Source organism: Polaromonas sp. (assembly GCF_016185115.1).
In the GTDB taxonomy this organism is placed as follows: Bacteria; Pseudomonadota; Gammaproteobacteria; order Burkholderiales; family Burkholderiaceae_C; genus Polaromonas.
The window spans coordinates 435,057-453,141 of record NZ_JACPOF010000015.1 but is presented as its reverse complement, the minus strand read 5'-3'; the positions used below and the strand labels follow the sequence as shown (position 1 = coordinate 453,141).

Genomic DNA, 18,085 nt, shown 5'->3' with positions numbered 1-18,085 from the left:
CAATGAAAGATCTCAATCTTCTCTATGTGTTTGAGGCACTCTGGAGAGACCGTTCGGTAACCCTCGCCGCCGAAAAACTTGGCCTGACTCAAGCAGCAGTGAGCGGCTCCTTGAAGAGGATGCGCGAGGAATACGACGACAAGTTGTTTACTTTGGCGGGGCGAAAGATGGAGCCCACTCCTCTCGCAACCAGCATTGCAAATCAGGTGTTGGACGCGCTTTCTTCGATCCGAAAAACAAAGCTCAGCCCGCCAAAGTTTGACCCCAAAACATCTCACAGGATGTTCACCATAAGGACAAGAGACATTGGCGAGGTGGTATGTTTTCCTCCAATGATTCGAAGGCTCGCAGAGTTCGCTCCTGAGATTCGTCTGCGAACTGTCTTCAAGCCCATTGAAGAGACTGTCGCCGGCTTGGCTAGCGGACGAATCGATCTTGCTCTTGGATACCTCCCATCCCTGGAGTCCGGCATACATCGAAAGGTATTGATGAGTCAGCACTACGTGTGCGTTATGCGGCAAGGTCACCCATTGGCACGGAGCAAGCTGAGTCTCGATCTATTTCGCAAGCAGGATCATTTGCTTGTGGAATATGCGGGCAGCGGTCACATGGTTCTAGAGCGGGCCTTGAACGATGCAGGCGCCAAGAACCGGATCAAGGTGCGCCTACCTCAATATCTTTCAGCGCCGCACTTTGTCGTAAATTCCAATCTTCTATGGACCGCGCCAGCCATTCTGGCCGAAACTTTGGCGGCGCACTATCCATTGGTAATGAAAGCGCTTCCAATTGATATCCCCGAATTTGAAGTTGGGCTGTATTGGCATGACCGGTTTCACCGTGACCCCGCAAACAAATGGCTGCGAGACTTCATCGGGCAAGAGGCCTCGTTCGGATAAGTCCAGAGACCTATTTAAGTATCTTCCCATTCGGCCCGATCATAGTGATGTCTACAAATCGTGAGCCGTGATGGTTTGAGGGTGAGAAGTCCAGCAGATAACGATTCAAATCCAGGCCACGCATACCCTCAAGGGTTGTCACGAGTCTTTCACGCGTCAGATCTCTACCCGTCTTCTTCAGTGCTTCCACGGTAGTTCTGGCAGAGATGTAGCCCCACATACCCAAATAAGAAACTTCTTGCCGACCACCTGCCTTCATCAGCGCCTGATAATCACGCACCAAAGGGTTGGTCGGTGCCCAAGGATATGGAACGACTTGGGAAACAACTATCCCTGCACTCGCAGGCCCCAGTTTTTTCACCAAGACATCGGTACCAACACCTGAGAAGGTGAGGAATTGGGCGTTCACCCCAGTCTTCTTATAGGCTGAAATGAAGTCTGCAGCTCCAGCTGCAACCGCGCCCACGATAATGGCATCGGGAGCGACTTTAGATAACTGGGTAGCGGCAGCCACTGTCGTACCTCCCGAGATATCGAATGAAACAGACGCAGTGAGTTTCAGTGACTTCTTTTCCAGTGCCTGTTCAGCCGCAGCCTTGATAGCGTTTCCAAAGGGGTTGGAAAAGTGGGCAACTGCGATTCTCTTAACCCCTATCGTGAGCAGGTGGTCGACAATTTTAGAAATTTCGTCATCGAATCCAGCCGTCAGAGTAAACATGTACCGGTTAGGAACTTTGCGAAGAGTCGGCTCGCCGTTCATTGGAAATAGCAACGGGATCCGAGCTTCAGTAGCAATCGGCAAAGCCACTGCTGTATTGGCAACTCCCAATAGACCAAACAATGCGAAAACTTTTTCCTGCTCGATCAGCTGCGTCACATTTTTTGCTGTTTTGTCCGCAACGTACGCATCATCAACAGTTGTTAGCCGTATCGAGCGGCCATGAATGCCGCCCTCAGTGTTGATTTTTTCAAAGTAGGCCTTCGCGGCACCAGAAAACTCAAGACCGACAGGAGCAAGAGGGCCAGTTAAAGCTGTGGACTGACCCAAAACAATTTCCCGGTCAGTAACGCCCACTTCGGCGAATGCCGCATTTACAAAGAGCAATGCTGTGCTTAAAAGTAGCGGCCTCATGCAAGTATTGATGTGCCGGGGAAGACGATAGAGATCTCGCCCACCAGTACTTCGGCCAGCATTGCTCCGCCTAAAGAGAATCTTCACTACCGTCTCCAATCTAGTTATTTTGTTCCCCACTAAGCAATGTTTTATTTGCCTAGGCCTGAGCGGGATACACAAGTATCTAGTGGCGACTCGCCCTTCGCAATAGTCCCAGAGCTATAACTCGGTATCAGCCAAACTTATGCGTAAAGGAATGCGCTAAAGCAGCATCCCGACAAGCTATACCCCGAGATACTGCTCAATTACTTCTGGCGTTGCACGCAGCTGCTCCGAGCTTCCTTCCCAGACAGTTCTGCCTTTTTCAATCACGTAGTGTCGGTCAGCCAAACCCAATAATGCCTTTACATTTTTGTCGATGACAATTTGGGACAGTCCCTCTTTTTTTAACTCGCCCAATGCGTGCCAAATTTCCTGGCGTATAACTGGAGCCAGCCCCTCAGTGGCTTCGTCAAGTACAAGAAGATTGGGATTCGTCATTAAGGCCCTGCCAATAGCAAGCATCTGTTGCTCGCCCCCGGAAAGCTGAGATCCAAGATTCCGGCATCGCTCCTGCAGTCTAGGGAAGAATTTGTAAACACGTTCAAGTGTCCACAAACCCTGTTTGGTGTTCCCGACTCTCGCAGTCGCAACTAGATTTTCAGCAACAGTCAGGTTGGGAAATACCTGACGACCCTCTGGTACGAGTGCTAGACCCAGCCTGGCTATGCGGTAGGACGGTTGCGTAGTAACTGAAGCCCCCCTCACCTCTATCGTCCCACCAAGGGTGGGAAGTAGACCGAAAAGACAGTTCACTGTAGTTGAACGCCCCATCCCGTTTCGCCCGAGCAGAGTTATCACCTCCCCCTCAGACACTTCTAACGAAATGTCAAAGAGGGCTTGCGCCTTGCCGTACGAGGCTTGCAGCCGCTCAATGGATAGAAATTTAGTCACGACGTTCCTTTAATCGGCTGATTCTTCACCAAGATAAATTGCTCGAACTTCATGGTTGCGCTTGATTTCCTCGGGTGTGCCTGTAAAAAACACTTTTCCGTAAACGAGCACGCTGATGCGGTCTGCTAAAGCAAATACGGCATCCATATCGTGTTCCACAAGAAGAATTGCGTAGCGTTGCTTTAACTTCTTGAGCAACTGAACAACCGACGCTGATTCTTGACTGCTCATCCCGGCCATTGGCTCGTCAAGAAGCAAAAACTTTGGGCCTGCAGCCAGGCTCATTGCCAGCTCTAGTTGACGTCGCTCTCCATAACCAAGCTCACTTGCAGAGGTTGAAGCCCGGTGCGCCAATCCAACTGCGTCGAGAGCCTCCTCTGCAAAACCCCGTCCTTGGACGTTTTCCAGCATCGGCTTCCAGAAACTAAACACATGATCTCGCGCGGCCAACGCAGAAAACGTCGCATTTTCGAGGACCGTAAACTCTTCAAATATGGATGTGATTTGGTAGGAACGCAGCAAGCCACTACGCGCGCGGTGATGCGCCTGCAACCTCGTGATGTCCTTGCCGTCAAACCACACACGGCCTCCGTCAGAGGAAAGCTCACCACTGATTTGGTTAATCAGCGTGGTTTTCCCTGCACCATTGGGCCCAATCACAGCATGCAACTCACCTTGGTTTACGGTTAAGGAAACGCCATCGGTGACGACAAGCGAGCCGTAGCGTTTGGTCAGGTTATCGGTACGGAGTATCGTGCTCACAGCTTTTCTCCCTCGGCGGTGTAACGATCGACCGGTTTGTCGAAACGTTGAAGAACGCCAACAATTCCCCGCTTACCCAGGATTGCAACTAACACGATGAGAGGCCCGAAGATGACCATCCAATGCTCCGTGTAGAGCTTCAAGACTTCTTCCAAGCCGAGAAAAACAATTGCTCCGAGCAGGGGACCGAAAACTGACCCTATTCCGCCTATTACAAGAATAACAATCAACTCCCCGGAAACAATCCAGGACAGGTTATTTGGTGAAGCAAAAGCGTTCAAGTTGGCAAGTAGAAAGCCCGCAATTCCACAAGCTACCCCAGAAACCACATAGGCCAACAACTGGACGTTGAAAACTGGCACACCAGAAGCTTTAACGCGCCGCGCATTTTGCCTGGCCCCTCGCAGCGCCATACCAAATGGCGCCACCCGCAGCTTCGCAAACCACCAGAGAAAAAGGACAAGTACAAGAAAAGCGATTATGTAAATATTCGCAGCACTGCCAAGGCTGAATGTTCCGAATTTACTGGCACTCGAGATTGGCAAACCATCGTCACCGCCGTAGATCTTCAAACTCACAAACAGAAAATATCCCATTTGCGCGAAGGCCAGAGTGATCATGATGAATGCAATACCAGTAGTGCGCAGGCTTACAACCCCAGTCACCAGTGCAACCAGTGCACAAGTGCCTATACACACCAACAGATGAACCCATCCATTTCCGACGTCATAGTAAGACGACAGACCGACAGCATAGGCCCCCAGCCCTAGAAAAAGGGCATGTCCAAAACTGATCAGTCCACCGTACCCCAGCGCGACATTCAAAGCGCATGCGGCAATCGCATAAATAATGATCCGTGCAAAGAACGATACATAGAACATCTGCCCCGTCATTTGTGCGAAAAAGGGCACACCTGCCAGGCATGCCAAGACGAGTAAGGGGACCCAGGTGCTAGGCCGCGATATAAGTTTTTTCATAAGTCACCTGTTTGCGGGGAAAAGCCCCTGCGGGCGCCAAGCCAGCACGACAGCCATTAGCAGATAGATAAGCATGGATGCGAGTGCTGGACCTGCTGCATCTGCAAGAGACCGTTCCGTTACTTGCCTGAGAAGAAAGGGGAGAAAAGCTCGCCCGAGCGTGTCAACGATTCCAACAATCAACGAGGCATAAAACGCGCCGCTAACTGATCCAATCCCGCCGATGACTATGACCACAAGGGTCGTGATTAATACCGGTTCACCCATACCCGACTGCACCGAAAGAATGGGGCCAGCGATTGCGCCGGCAAACCCCGCGAGCATTGCGCCGACTCCGAATAACATGGCATTGAGCAAGCCGATGTTCACACCGAGGGCGCCAACCATTCGGGGATTCACTGAGCCGGCCCGAATGAGCATGCCAACCCTGGTTTTGTTGATTAAGAAGTAAGAGCCGATTGCTACAACTAAACCAGAAAAAATGATTGCGAAGCGGTACGCCGGATAAGTAAATCCATTGATATCCACTGCCCCACTCAGAGATTCTGGCACCCCAAGAAAAAGCGGCTGGGATCCCCAGATGATGCGTACCAGCTCGTTAAAGAACAAAATCAAACCAAAAGTGGCCAGTACATGATCAAGATGATCACGCCTGTAAAGCTTTGAAATCGCTACCACTTCGAGCAAAAGTCCCAAGATGAGAGAACCGAGCATGGCACCTAAGACGGCCAATGTGAAGCTGCCGGTGTAACCAAAAACTGTGGCCGCAAAATAAGCGCCCATCATGTATAGCGAACCGTGCGCCAGGTTGACGAAACTCATGATGCCAAACACCAGAGTTAGACCAGCGGCTAGAAGAAAAAGTAATACGCCGAATTGCAGTCCATTTAAGAGCTGCGCGAAGAATATCGTGCTACTCATACTGAAGCCCTCACTGACAGTTTTAGGGGCTGCTTGTTACTCACTGGCAGTTGGTGGAAGCTCTCAGTTTGCATCCCAGTCTCCTTATTTTTGTAAACAACACGGTGAAGCTCGCGCTAATCTTGCATGCTTAAAAACACGCGCCCATTTTCAATTCGGACAGGGTAAGTTTTGACGTCGGTATCTATGGGCTCGCACATACCTCGCCCGTCTCGAACATCGAACTTTCCTTGATGAAGCGGGCATTCAATTTCATGCCCGTCCAAGAACCCGTCGCACAGCCTAGCTTTACCATGGGTGCAAGCGTTTGCTGTGGCATAGATTGCTCCATCGACGTTGTAAAGGGCAACGTCGCGACCACCAATAATCAGCCCGATCACATCGTCCTTCGGTATGTCCGCCTGCGCAACTGCGTCTATCCAAGATTCAGTATTCATTTCAGATCGGGTAAATGATGGAGTTCGGAATCATCTCGCTGTCGTAGATGCAGTGGCGCGATTCAAACTTCAGCCCGTCCGGCGTTTTGACCACCACATCGAGGTATCGGCCGGTGTTGAACACCGTGCTTTCCTGCGAGAGCTTGGTGCGAAAGACCGCGTAGTTGGCTTCGCTTTCAAAACGCCGGCCGTCAGCCTTGTGGATGACGGGCGCACCGACCACATGGCGCTGATAGTACGGGTCATGGAACAGCGTCTCGCGGATGCCGTAGGCGCGGTCTTTCAGCATGCCCTTGCTTTCAAACATCAGCGTGGCCAGCGGAAAGCCGCGTTCGTGGTTTTCACGCGGCACCAGCTTGTAAGAGCATTCTTCGGTGAAAAACTCGGGCCACAAGTCCCAGTCGCCAGAATCGACGGCCTTGGCGTAGTTGGCGTAGAGCTGCGTGAGCTGGAAGTAGTCCTGAAAGTCGATGGAAATCATGTTCAGGCTTCCATGACTTTGCGCCAGTACTCGTACATGCCGCGTATCAGCGTTTCCGTCACCATGTGGTCAGTGTCTTCCACACCGCGACCGCCCAGTTCGGCCAGCGTGCGGTGAAAGGGCTTTTGCTCAAAGCCCTGCTGCGAAAACTCGATCACCTCGCCGTCGTCTGCCGACACAAAACCGGCAGGGCCGAACAGGTTGGACTGGCGCAGGCGGCGCTGTGTCATCTCGGGCGTGTCGTCTTCAAAACCAAAATGCGTCCAGACGAAATCAAACTTGCCGTGACCGAGCGGCTGGATGTGGCGGGTCGACACGCTGTTGACTTGCTGCTGCAGGATGACACTCGGGAACAGCGTCATCATCACCGCCGTCGGTCCGCCCCACCAGGGCTCGGGCACGATGTCGAGGAAGCGCGGGTCGTTGAGTTCCATGCTCTCCTTGAAGCTGGACACCTGCGTGACCTGCTCTGACTTGCCGGCGCTGCCGCGTGTTGAGATCATGGCCGCATGGCGATGGTGTGCGTCCATCTTCAGTTCGGACTTGTTGTCGGCACGCCAGAGGCCGAAGGTCACAAACCAGGTGTGCAGCAGGCCCGGGTGATAGGGGTCCTTGATGTTTTCCTGCATCAGCTTCCAGTTGCCGGGAATGCGCTGGCGGTTATAGCCCAGGATGGTGAGCTTGCGGCCGTCGAACAGGCGGTCGAAGTAGCCGAGGATGGTCGGACCCATAAAGTCTTCGAGTGACTCGATGTCGTGGTCGAAGCTGGCAAACACCACACCGCCGCGCGTGGCGACTTTCAGTTTGTTCAGGCCGTGGTCGGCTGTCTTGAAATCCTCCGGCATGCCGCCATTGACCTTGCCGTCCACCCGCACGCCGCGCCGGAAAGGCACGCCCAGCAGGTCGCCCTTGAGGTTGTAGCCCCACTGGTGGTAGGGGCAGACAAAGCCTTTCTTGTTGCCATGGCGCTCGCGGCAGAACTGCATGCCGCGATGCGCGCAGACGTTCTCGACCACGTTGATCTCACCATCGCCGCCTCGCGCCATGATGACCGAGCGCTCGCCTATCACCGTGCGTTTAAAGTCGCCATGATTGGGAATCTCGGCTTCCAGGCCGACGTAGCACCAGTGGTTTTTGTAAAAGAAACGTTCCAGCTCTTTTTTGTGAAGCTCTTCACCCGTGTAAGCCATGAAGGGAATGCGGCTGGTGCCGTCGGACTCCCATTGAAGTTCTTTCGGGAAGGTTCCGCTAGCGGTCGCTGTGGATATCGTCATCTTTGTTCCTCTCGCTTAAGAAAATTCAATCTTTCACACTAACCGTTATGCTGGCCAGGCCATCAATACTCCCCCTCATCACGTCGCCAGGCACAACAGAATTAACTCCCTCTGGTGTTCCAGTCATGATCAGATCGCCCGGCTCCAGAGCTTCGTATTGCGACAAATATGCAATTGACTCGGCGACTGACCATATCAACTTCGACACATCAGAGGACTGCCGGGACTGGCCATTGACCGTTACCGCGATAGATCCCATATTCAAGTGCCCAACATGCGAAGCTCTAGATATGCTGCCTATGGGTGCGGACAGTGCAAAGGATTTTCCAAATTCCCACGGCCGCCCTTTATCGCGAGCCTCCAGTTGGAGGTCTCTCCGGGTCATGTCCAGTCCTACTGCATAACCGAATACGTGTGAAAGCGCACTGTCTGCCGGAATATTGCGACCGCCACTCTCAATCGCGACCACCAGCTCTATTTCGTGATGGAAATTTTTTGTTTGTGATGGATAGGGCACCGCCACCGCGACTGAAGCATCTACCGCAGCGTTTGCAGGCTTCATAAAAAAGAACGGAGGATCGCGGTCGGGATCCTTTCCCATTTCCCTGGCATGAGCGGCGTAATTCCGCCCTACACAGAAAATTCGATTGACAGGAAATCGTTCATCTGTGCCCGTTACAGCCAACGTCGTAATGGCGGTAGGTTGCAGGACATATTTCATTTTCTACCTCTAAAACTTGATTTGAGAATTATTGAAAAATCAACGACGATCAAAAATTAGGCTATCGCCTGCGTTGAGCCATCATGTCCCGCTGGCATAAAAAGCATCCGCATACACCTTATCTGGATGCACGCCGAGCTTCTGGACCAACGCAGTTGCAGCCTCAACCATTGGCGGAGCGCCGCAAAGATAGGCTCGGAAATTTTCCAAGCTGGACCAATCAGATTGGATCGCTTCCGTGACCAGTCCGAACCTGTAACCTTCAGCAGCTCCGGTGCTCAAGACTACATGTACCTGGATTTGCGGGAAGTCTTTCTTGATGGCATTAATCCAGGTTAGACCATAGACATCGCGTTCGGAACGCACACCGAAATACAGGTGCACAGGGTTGCGCATTCCCTCAGCAAGCGCTCCTCTCATAATTGAGAGGATGGGTGCCAACCCGGTGCCACCGGCAACGCAGATTACTGGCCCTTCTTTGCGCCGTAGATAGGCTGACCCCATGGGGCCACTCACCCTCACGGAATCACCCACTTTTAATTCGTCGGCAACAAAGGTCGTAACCCTCCCACGATCCACCAATCGAATATGGAACTCCAGCTCGCTGTCCCCACAGAGACCAGCCATCGAGTACGGCCTAATATGTTCAGGCGTGAATTGCAATAGGGCGTATTGACCAGGCGAGAAGTCAAGTGGTTTGGAGGGCCTCAAACGCAATATCTTGATATCGTGAGTTGCATCCTCTATGGAGGCAACCGTCGCCTTGATGATTCGAGCCGGGTGAACAACAACCTCGTCAGGTTCCTGAATTTCTATTGCACAAGGTTCCGTAATAAATGTCTGGCATGCGAGAACAAAACCTTGCTCGCCGTCTAAAGGACGCGAGCCATCGCTACCTGATTCCAGTACGCTACCGCGCACGACCTTACAACGACATGTGCCACAACGACCCGCAAGGCAGCTGTAAGACACCGGGACCGAATTGGCCCTCAAAGCTTCGAGCAGATTTCCGCCAGGTTCGACGTCAATAGATCGCGCGAGGGGGCGTATTTGTACTTCCATTTTTTTTGCCTCCGTCGTGGTTAGCAAATCATCGATGCTCAGGTTATATCAGTCAATGCAATTAAAATGATTGCCGTCATCATCCCAATCAATGAATGAAAATATGGAACTTAAGGACATTGATCTGAACTTGCTGGTACTTTTTGATCAGTTGCTGACTGAACGAAAAGTCACCAAAGTCGCAGAAAATCTTGGCTTGGGGCAACCCGCTGTAAGCAACTCCCTCGCACGACTGCGCAAGTTATTAGGTGACGAGCTCTTCTTACGAACTCCCAGAGGCATGGAACCGACGCCTTTCGCGGAGCAGTTCGCAGAGTCGGTTAGCTATGCGCTTGGCATGATCCATGGCGCGATTAATCAGAAAGCCTCTTTTAATCCTGCAACCAGCCAGCGTCGGTTTTCTCTAGGCATGACAGACATAGGAGAGATATATTTTCTGCCGCGCTTAATGAAGGAGATTAGCCGTCAGGCGCCCCTTACAACCATCAGTACCGTTCGCAATACCGCCACAAATTTGAAGGACGAAATGGAGGCCGGTCATGTTGACTTGGCAATTGGGCTGCTTCCGCAATTAAAGAGTAGCTTCTTCCAGCGTCGCCTGTTCGTCCAGAAATACGTCTGCATGTTCCGGAAGGGACACAAACTCGATAAAGCCAAGATATCTGCTGCCGAATTTTTCGGTGCCGACCACGTCGCAATCGTTTCGGCCGGCACTGGTCATGGCAAGGTTGACGAGATCATTGACAGCAAGAGCAACAAGCGGAAAATCAACCTGACTGTGCCTCACTTTGTAGCAGTCGGCCACATACTCCAATCAACCGATATGGTGGCGACAGTCCCAGAACGACTTGCCGAGAGCATGGTGCAGCCTTTCAACCTGACGCATGTAGCGCATCCAGTAAAACTTCCAACAATAGCTATCAACCTTTTCTGGCATGCCCGGTACCACAAGGACCCCGCCAATCAATGGTTGAGAAGTCTGATTTTTGACCTCCACTCCGACCTATAAAAAGACATCCAACCTTAGGGAATTGTTATCAGTCGGCCTTGATGCCGGACTTTTTGATAATGGGTTTCCAGCGTGCAATTTCGCTGACGATTAAATCAGTGAATAGTTTTGGAGGTCCGAAGACGACTTCGACACCTTGTGCTTGCAAGGATGCCTTGGTTGCAGGTTCGGAAAGGGTGCTGTTGAGGGCTGCGTTGAGCCGGCTAATCACACCTTCAGGTGTTTTGGCTGGCGCCAACAGGCCGTACCAGGCACTTACATCTAGTTCGGGCATCCCGGCTTCTTTAGTCGTCGGCACATTTGGCAAAGAACTGGCTCGGCGTGGAGCTGTCACCACGAGAGCCTTGACTCGCCCGCTCTCAATTTGAGGGAGTGCAGACAACAGGGGCTCGATGATTACCTGAATTTGCCCTCCCAACAAATCAGTCATGGCCAATGCCGACCCTTTATAAGGTACGTGAGACATCTGAATACCCGTAATGGACATCAAGAGTTCTCCAGCAAGATGCTGTGAAGTGCCGTTACCACCCGACCCGAAATTGATGGAGTTTGGTTTGGCTCGCGCCAGACTCACAAAATCCTTCAAGGAATTGGCCGGGAACGACTTGTTGACAATCATGACCAAGGGCACGATGCCAAACTCGCCCACTGACTCAAAATCAGCCACAGGGTCGAACGACAACTTCTCATACATGCTTGGTGCCAACGAATGGGCGCTAGGCGTCAAGAAGAGTGTGTAGCCGTCCGGAGGTGATTTAGCCACCATTGCAGCAGCCAATGTCGCCCCAGCCCCGGCCCTGTTCTCTACAACCACTTGCTGTCCCAAGGCCGAGCTGAGCTTCTGTGCCATTAATCTTGCAATGACGTCGCTGGGCCCCCCTGCCGTGGCCCCCACCAGTAGCTTGATCGGCTTGGTGGGGTACCCGGCTTCCTGTGCCTTCCCTAGTCCAGGCAGAAAAAAAACGGACGCAAGCACCAGCGCTGGCAATTTGATCATCTTGTCTCCTATTGATTTAAGTCTCAATAGAGTTTGCAAGCAGCTGACCTAGGAAACAATAACGCAGGAACGATACGCTCTATTAAGTTTTCCGATACTGGAGTGGGGAGTGCGTACAAAAACTTGGACTTGTTTATGCCGTAAGTCCAAGACTCTCTCGGTATTCGGGGCTAAGAGAGCCGAGAGAGATCTTGATCCGCTTAGGATCTCTTCGTTATGACCCTGAAAACCTAAATTTCTGGAAAACTGAGCTTAAATCAGGCGTACAGGGCAGCTGGTTTTGGCAACATACCGCCTGAGGGCTCTAACTGCTTAGGCTACGTGACGGTCCTGCATTACCTGCCTCACTCCTTCAAGCAATCTCCGTTTGTTGTCCCTACTGCGTCTTGCGTGCTCTTTCATAAGGAGTTCCACCAGCGCACCGTCGCGAGCAACGATTCCCGCCAACACATCCTCATGGTCTTCTTGCGCACGCTCAATAAGTTTAAATTCAAGTTGGGGGAAGTCACCGCTTAAGGTAAGAGAGGCTGGACCTGCCAAGGGATTTTTGCCAACCAGATCAATAGCTGCTTGGAGGACCTGGTTGCCCGCAGCCGCAACAAGAATTGAGTGGAATTTTCCATTCATTGGGACCCACCGTGAAGCATCAATCAAATGGCGATTACCCTTTGCTTCCCGGAGTAATTCTCTTCCTTCTCGCACGCACATTTGAAGCTCCTCGATAACGCCATCACCGGCGCCACGCTGAGCCAATAGCCTGGCGGCCATCCCTTCTAGGTTTCCGCGAACATCAATCGCGTCGGCAATGTCATCCGGTGATATACCTCGCACGCGAAAGCCGCGAGTCGGTAAGCGCTCCAGAAATCCCTGCCGTTCAAGCTCTTCAAATGCCAGTCGAATGGGAGTTCGAGACACCCCTAGTTCGTCAACCACTTGAAGTTCCACCAGTCGTTCTCCGGGCGCGTAGGTGCCCGCGAGAATTCTCCGCTTCAAGCCATCTACAACAACTGAAATTTGTGATGCCAATTCAAAACCTAGTAAACGAAAGCCTCGAGAATTTCGATGGGATCGCCGTATTGGCTAGCCATTGCCACAACTGCATCATCCCGTAATGCGCACAGAAAACCTTTGTCCACCAACAGATTTTCTCCGGCAGTCACCGTGGAGTCAAAAGTTATTAGATCCATATGCACTGGAGGTTCCTCCCAATCCGGCATAACCTTGCGAATGTACTCAGACGGCTTAGCAAGATCAATTCCAAAGTGCAGTGCCCCTGGTGAGTTCGACCCTGCGGGATAAACAGTGTGACGAGGTGCTTTTGGGTTAAATCCGCAGCCTCCGCCTTCAATCATGCGGCCGCCGACCAGCATCTCGCGCAAGATGACCGCATCGGGCGATTCGCCGTCAACAGAGGTGACAGTGTCTCCACTGAAGCGCACCGCAATCTTCTCTTCAAATGGCTTGCTGAAACCCACCGCCCACTGAGGATACAAAACCCCCGACATTGGGATAACCGCACTGAAGTCATTTTTAACCGAGTTATGGTCCCAAAAGTTCGGCCCATGAGTAGGCAGATAGTGCACATAGCATCCGTCTTCATCGGCCAGCATCTTGCCGCGCCACCTGTTCGTAGCCAATTGGTTAACGCACATTTCAGGGGTAAAAGCGATACGGAAGTCGCTGCCCCTTTCGTCGGTAAATCGCAAGTCGAAGTTTTGTCCCTTTGGGAACCTTGCCGCAGTTGCTCTGACAATTTCCCCGATGACTTCAATTGGAAAGCGCGCCTGCGGGGTATGCAAAAGATCGTAGTCACGAAAATACGTAATCTTGACCCAGCGCTGTCCCTTGCGCCTCATTTCAATTGCCAAAGGATCCAATATCGAACAGAACCAGGTTGACACGACAAACGTCGCATTCTTAAGCAACGCGTGAACATCTCCCGGGATAGCTGCAACTTGCGTACTGGGCTCCATGTAAATTCTTGCGGTTGCACCCCTAGATTTGGCGATGCCGATGACTGCGTCGATTACCCGCGGATCCAGAAGTGGATCTGCAAGAATTAGAACTTTGTCTTCAGGCCTGATGGCAAATACCCGGGAAAAAATATCGAGCGCCTGGACGAAGTACTTTGTAGCTGTAATATCGTGCCTTACGGGCGTAGGAAGGCCGATATAGGTCCTATTGGATTCGTTGGACATCATTTGACCCTGATTTCAGACACTGATTGATTCGTTTTCATTGCCAATGGCACATCTGCGTAACGTGCGTGTTTCGGCGGCGTCGAAGTTGCTCCGTGCATGCTGAAGAAGCAGGTTGTCCCAAACAATCAGGTCCATCTTTTCCCACTTGTGGGCGTATACGTTTTGCGGATTGCTGACTATTTTGTCCAGCATGTCGAGTATCTTTTGGCTCTCGTCAGCCTCAACTCCAACAATGCACTTAGCCGTGTTGGAGTTGGACATTAGGGTGAGCTTGTCCGACCAAGGATGCTTTGCAATGATTGGATGTTCTGCAGACACGACAACGGCCTTGACCGTTTTCTTCATCTCATCACCATAGTCGAGCATGCCGTAGTCGAATTCGTGACGCACCTTGCGAGAAGCCAGATCTTTTTTCATTTCCTCTGGCATAGAAGCCACAACCTCAGCGACATTCACAAACAAGGTTTCACCGCCAACCTTAGGAATATCAAGGCCGTACAGCATGATGGCCTTCATCGGGTGCTGGTAATAGCACTGGTCTGAATGGAAGCTGAGTTCTCCCTTACCAAAAGTCCCATCGGATCGGGTGTTTGAAACGTAGGTGACTTCGGGAGCAGTCTTCTGAATTGGCCCCTGTTTAGAGATGTTGCCAAAATACTTTGCAAATCGCAGTTGATCCTGGTCCGTGATGTCTTGGTGCTTAAAAAGCAGCAGCCCGTGTTGATGCATCTTCTGCCGCAAAGTGGTTACTGTCTCTTCATCCAACGGTTTACCCAAGTCGCAACCTTCTACGCGCACGCCAACGGTGCTCGTAATGGGTGTGAAAGAAATTGTCATTGGTGACTCCTTAGAAAAGATTGATTAGGTCAGATTAGATTCAACGAATATCAAATTCCGAGAAACGATTCCTGAATGACAGGATCGTTTGCAAGCAACGAACTAACACCATTTTTTACGGCTTCCCCGGTCTCAAGGATATAAGCCCTGTCGGAACAATTAAGCGCCATTTCGGCGTTCTGCTCAGCAAGCAGCACAGCCAGTCCAGTTTTTTTTAGATTGAGGAGCAAATCTTCCAGCTGCTGCACAATGATCGGTGCCAGGCCCAGAGTCGGTTCATCAAGCATGAGGACTTGCGGCGAGGACATCAGCGCTCTAGCAATCGCCAGCATCTGTTGTTCACCGCCTGACATAAGTCCCGCTTGCTGGGAAACACGCTCACGCAACTTGGGAAAAAGCGCAAACATCTCATTCACCCGGCTATGCAGATCTACACCTGGTATTTTGCGAAACCCAAGCTCGAGATTTTCGAGCACCGTTAAACCAGAAAAGACGTGCCTGCCTTCGGGCGAAAGAGCGATCCCCAAGGCCACGCGTCTGTAGGTTGGAAGGCCCTGGAGCTTCCTGCCGTTGAGCATCACATGCCCACCGGCATTTGCAAGCCCTGCGATGCCCTTCAGTATGGAAGATTTACCGGCGCCGTTTGCCCCGATAAGGGCGACCACTTCACCTGTGGCTACATTTAGGTCCACACTCCTGACGGCTTGAACTGCGCCGTAGTTCACAACAAGGTTTTGGACATCAAGCATATGCGTCTCCAGCCACTTGATGCTTACGCTCACCAAGGTATGCCCGGATCACCTCCGGATGATTACGGACTTCTTCTGGACTGCCCTCCGCAAGCTTTTTTCCGGCATGCATCACAATCATCCTGTCGCACAACTTCATCATCATCCGTAGGTTGTGATCCACAACAACCAGCGTCAATCCAGCGCCGCGAAGCTTCAGCAATACGCTCGCAAGGCCCGCTGCCTCGGTGTGGTTTAAGCCGGCGGCTGGCTCATCTAACAACAAGAGACGCGGCTGTGCGGCGAGGGCAATGGCAATAGACAACATCTTTTGCTCACCGTATGGCATATCCGCCGCGATGGTGTCTGCCCGGTGAAGCAACCCCACCAAAGCTAGGCTTTGGGTGGCCAATTGAATGCGCGCGCGCTCTCTGTTCCTGAATGCTGCTCCCTGGATCACGCAGGAGACAATGCTTTCGGTGCCGTGCAGGTGGGTACCAATCAGTACGTTTTCGAAAGCGGTAAGTTGCCCGCAAACCAAAGCCTGCTGGAAAGTTCTAACGACTCCTTGGGCTGCCACCCAGTGTGCAGGCCGGCCCGAAATAGGCTGTTCATTCAGCACTACCTTTCCGGTGTCTACCGATACAAAGCCACTCAACAGGGTCAGGCAGGTTGTTTTGCCAGCTCCATTCGGCCCGATCAACCCGACAAGATTACCTTTCACGACCTCGAATGAGATGTTATCCACCGCGCGAAGACCGCCGAATGAACGCCCGATCCCCTCCACAGTCATGGCTACGTCGGTATGGACGCGCTCAGAGACCGGCATCAACTCAATTGCTGCAGTGGGCAGTTTCACTTTCTTGCGAGTTCGCCTTGGAATCATCGCCATGATGCCGCCCGGCTGCACGCGTATAGAGATCAGGAGCAAAGCGGCAAAAATTGCAATTCGATACTGGTCCACAAATCTCAATGCCTCGGGCAAGCCCGCGAATACCAATCCGCCTAAGATTGGACCAATGAGCGTAGCCTTACCGCCGAGGATGGCTACGAGAAGTCCTGTTGCTGATGTCATCGAGCCAAACAGATCCGGCGTGAGAACCAGAATTTTTGGCACTAGAAGTGCACCCGCAAGACTTGCCAGTCCACCAGAAAGAGCAGTGTTGGCAACACGGTATTTCAGCGTGCGAATGCCCACACTTTCCGCCAACTCAGGGGCTTCCTTTATGGCTGCCCACGCACGGCCGTACGGACTATTAAGTAATCTGCGAATGATGAACAGGCTCAATAGCAGGCATGCGATGCAAATAAGAAGGTAGTAGCGCTGGAAATCCAGGCCCATTCCGTCCAGAAAGCCGATTCTTGGACGCGGAACAAGGATGCCGAGCGGACCTCGCGTGAGGTCTATCCAATTGAGGGTAACGAGCCTCAAAAATTCTGCCACCGTGAGGGTTGCGATCGCGAAATACGCTCCACCCACGCGGATAGAAGCGAAACCCACCAAGGCTCCTAACAGCACACCCGGAAAAACGGCAATAGCAACGGCTGACCAAAATGAGACACCCACCAGGGTGCTTAGTAAACCGGCCGTATATGCACCCAGCCCGAAGTATGCAGCGTGGCCAAACGATATATTCCCGATGTACCCGAGTGTCAGATTGACACTTGTTCCCAGGAGTCCAAGCACTACGCCATAAACCAATATTCCGAGGTAGTAATTTGGCAAAGGGGTTGCAAGTACTACTGCCGCGAGCAACAGTATGGAAATGGTCCAAACGAAGTAGCGCACTATCTACGCCCCTTTGCAAACAATCCTTGCGGCCTAACCAATAAGGTAAGCAACAAAAGCGCGTAGATAGCAGCGGCTGCGAGTTCTTGTGGAAGGAAAACGCTGGACAGCGATTCCACGGCTCCAAGCAGAAGTCCACAGATGACAGCACCAGAAACATTTCCCATACCGCCAATAACCACAATCACAAATGCGCTGATGACAATGTGTTGACCCATAACCGGTGTGAACAAGACTATAGGTGTCAACAAACTGCCGGCAAGCGCCGCGGTTGCTGCCGCACCTACAAAAGTGATAGTTTTGATTGCGTCGATTCGGATGCCTACAACACGCGCGGCATGCGCGCTCTGGGCGACTCCACGAATTCTTTTGCCCAGGAGTGTTTTCCGTAGGATCAGCTCTATTCCGCAAAGCAACACGATGCCGACTACTATCACCAACACACGCTGCCAGGTCATCAGAATTTTGCCAACCTCAAGCGAACCCTCTAAGCCATCTACGCGAATTGGAGCGGGTCCGATAAATCCCAACGCACCATGTTCGAGCAAAAGGCTGATCGCAAAGGTCGTCAACAGCACAGTGGTAATGCCGTCCTTCTTTTCCAGCACAGGTTTTACAGCCACAAGATCAACGACCCACGCGACCACGCAAACGATGAGGATGGCCGCAACACATGCGTAGCCGTAGGGGACGCCGGCTTTCGATGACAGTAGTGCGACGGAGGCGCCACCGAGCATATAGAACTCTCCGTGCGCAAAATTAATGACATGCAACACGCCAAACACAAGCGTAAGTCCAAGTGCGACCAAGGCGTAGCACATGCCCAGAGCCAGCCCATTGGCGAGCTGTTGGATAAGTAGATCAATCATGAATTTTGCGCAGTACT

Annotated in this window: 19 protein-coding genes; 2 read left to right on the top strand and 17 right to left on the bottom strand. The window is 52.1% G+C overall.

Going from position 1 to position 18,085, the window contains the following annotated elements; genetic code table 11:
- Positions 1-2 precede the first annotated feature (2 nt).
- Complete coding sequence (locus HYX42_RS08645) at positions 3-896, top strand: LysR family transcriptional regulator (RefSeq protein WP_293401863.1); 894 nt, start codon at positions 3-5, stop codon at positions 894-896.
- A 10-nt stretch (positions 897-906) separates the two neighbouring features.
- Here HYX42_RS08645 and HYX42_RS08640 read toward each other — a convergent pair whose 3' ends face one another.
- The 10 genes from HYX42_RS08640 to HYX42_RS08595 all read right to left on the bottom strand — a co-directional run bounded on the left by HYX42_RS08640 (position 907) and on the right by HYX42_RS08595 (position 9,638).
- Positions 907-2,115, bottom strand: a complete 1,209-nt coding sequence (locus tag HYX42_RS08640) for an ABC transporter substrate-binding protein (RefSeq protein ID WP_293401862.1) — start codon at positions 2,113-2,115, stop codon at positions 907-909.
- Between the two features lie 177 nt (positions 2,116-2,292).
- Complete coding sequence (locus HYX42_RS08635; protein WP_293401861.1) at positions 2,293-3,003, bottom strand: ABC transporter ATP-binding protein; 711 nt, start codon at positions 3,001-3,003, stop codon at positions 2,293-2,295.
- Positions 3,004-3,012: 9 nt separating this feature from the next.
- Positions 3,013-3,765: an ABC transporter ATP-binding protein gene (locus tag HYX42_RS08630; protein WP_293401859.1), complete on the bottom strand. Its 753-nt coding sequence runs from the start codon at positions 3,763-3,765 to the stop codon at positions 3,013-3,015.
- Entirely contained in the window at positions 3,762-4,742 is a 981-nt protein-coding gene (locus HYX42_RS08625) for a branched-chain amino acid ABC transporter permease (RefSeq protein WP_293401857.1), read from the bottom strand. The genes HYX42_RS08630 and HYX42_RS08625 overlap by 4 nt, the downstream gene beginning before the upstream one ends.
- Before the next feature lie 3 nt (positions 4,743-4,745).
- Positions 4,746-5,663, bottom strand: a complete 918-nt coding sequence (locus HYX42_RS08620) for a branched-chain amino acid ABC transporter permease (RefSeq protein WP_293401855.1) — start codon at positions 5,661-5,663, stop codon at positions 4,746-4,748.
- 116 nt (positions 5,664-5,779) lie between these two features.
- On the bottom strand, positions 5,780-6,100 hold the full coding sequence (locus tag HYX42_RS08615; RefSeq protein WP_293401853.1) for a non-heme iron oxygenase ferredoxin subunit: 321 nt from the start codon (positions 6,098-6,100) through the stop codon (positions 5,780-5,782).
- 1 nt (position 6,101) lies between these two features.
- Positions 6,102-6,581 (bottom strand): aromatic-ring-hydroxylating dioxygenase subunit beta, encoded by a 480-nt coding sequence (locus HYX42_RS08610; RefSeq protein ID WP_293401851.1) that lies wholly within the window; start codon positions 6,579-6,581, stop codon positions 6,102-6,104.
- A gap of 2 nt (positions 6,582-6,583) precedes the next feature.
- Positions 6,584-7,855 carry an aromatic ring-hydroxylating dioxygenase subunit alpha gene (locus HYX42_RS08605; RefSeq protein ID WP_293401849.1) on the bottom strand — a complete coding sequence of 424 codons (1,272 nt, stop codon included), beginning with the start codon at positions 7,853-7,855 and terminating at the stop codon, positions 6,584-6,586.
- A gap of 25 nt (positions 7,856-7,880) precedes the next feature.
- Positions 7,881-8,576, bottom strand: a complete 696-nt coding sequence (locus tag HYX42_RS08600) for a fumarylacetoacetate hydrolase family protein (protein ID WP_293401847.1) — start codon at positions 8,574-8,576, stop codon at positions 7,881-7,883.
- Positions 8,577-8,657: 81 nt separating this feature from the next.
- On the bottom strand, positions 8,658-9,638 hold the full coding sequence (locus HYX42_RS08595) for a 2Fe-2S iron-sulfur cluster-binding protein (RefSeq protein ID WP_293401845.1): 981 nt from the start codon (positions 9,636-9,638) through the stop codon (positions 8,658-8,660).
- Between the two features lie 103 nt (positions 9,639-9,741).
- Between HYX42_RS08595 and HYX42_RS08590 the strand changes: the two genes are divergently transcribed.
- Entirely contained in the window at positions 9,742-10,647 is a 906-nt protein-coding gene (locus HYX42_RS08590; RefSeq protein WP_293401843.1) for a LysR family transcriptional regulator, read from the top strand.
- Positions 10,648-10,675: 28 nt separating this feature from the next.
- Here HYX42_RS08590 and HYX42_RS08585 read toward each other — a convergent pair whose 3' ends face one another.
- The 7 genes from HYX42_RS08585 to HYX42_RS08555 form a co-directional block, all read right to left on the bottom strand.
- Complete coding sequence (locus tag HYX42_RS08585; protein WP_293401841.1) at positions 10,676-11,644, bottom strand: tripartite tricarboxylate transporter substrate binding protein; 969 nt, start codon at positions 11,642-11,644, stop codon at positions 10,676-10,678.
- 312 nt (positions 11,645-11,956) lie between these two features.
- Entirely contained in the window at positions 11,957-12,670 is a 714-nt protein-coding gene (locus HYX42_RS08580) for a GntR family transcriptional regulator (protein WP_293401839.1), read from the bottom strand.
- 8 nt (positions 12,671-12,678) lie between these two features.
- A complete protein-coding gene (locus HYX42_RS08575; protein ID WP_293401837.1) occupies positions 12,679-13,842 on the bottom strand; it encodes a hypothetical protein in 1,164 nt (387 codons plus the stop codon).
- A 15-nt stretch (positions 13,843-13,857) separates the two neighbouring features.
- Positions 13,858-14,682, bottom strand: coding sequence for a TauD/TfdA family dioxygenase (locus tag HYX42_RS08570; protein ID WP_293401835.1), 825 nt, complete (start codon positions 14,680-14,682; stop codon positions 13,858-13,860).
- 50 nt (positions 14,683-14,732) lie between these two features.
- Positions 14,733-15,431, bottom strand: coding sequence for an ABC transporter ATP-binding protein (locus HYX42_RS08565; RefSeq protein WP_293401833.1), 699 nt, complete (start codon positions 15,429-15,431; stop codon positions 14,733-14,735).
- Positions 15,424-17,199: a branched-chain amino acid ABC transporter ATP-binding protein/permease gene (locus tag HYX42_RS08560; protein WP_293401831.1), complete on the bottom strand. Its 1,776-nt coding sequence runs from the start codon at positions 17,197-17,199 to the stop codon at positions 15,424-15,426. Before HYX42_RS08560 ends, HYX42_RS08565 begins: the two co-directional genes overlap by 8 nt.
- Positions 17,199-18,068 (bottom strand): branched-chain amino acid ABC transporter permease, encoded by an 870-nt coding sequence (locus HYX42_RS08555; RefSeq protein WP_293401829.1) that lies wholly within the window; start codon positions 18,066-18,068, stop codon positions 17,199-17,201. The genes HYX42_RS08560 and HYX42_RS08555 overlap by 1 nt, the downstream gene beginning before the upstream one ends.
- Between the last annotated feature and the right edge of the window lie 17 nt (positions 18,069-18,085).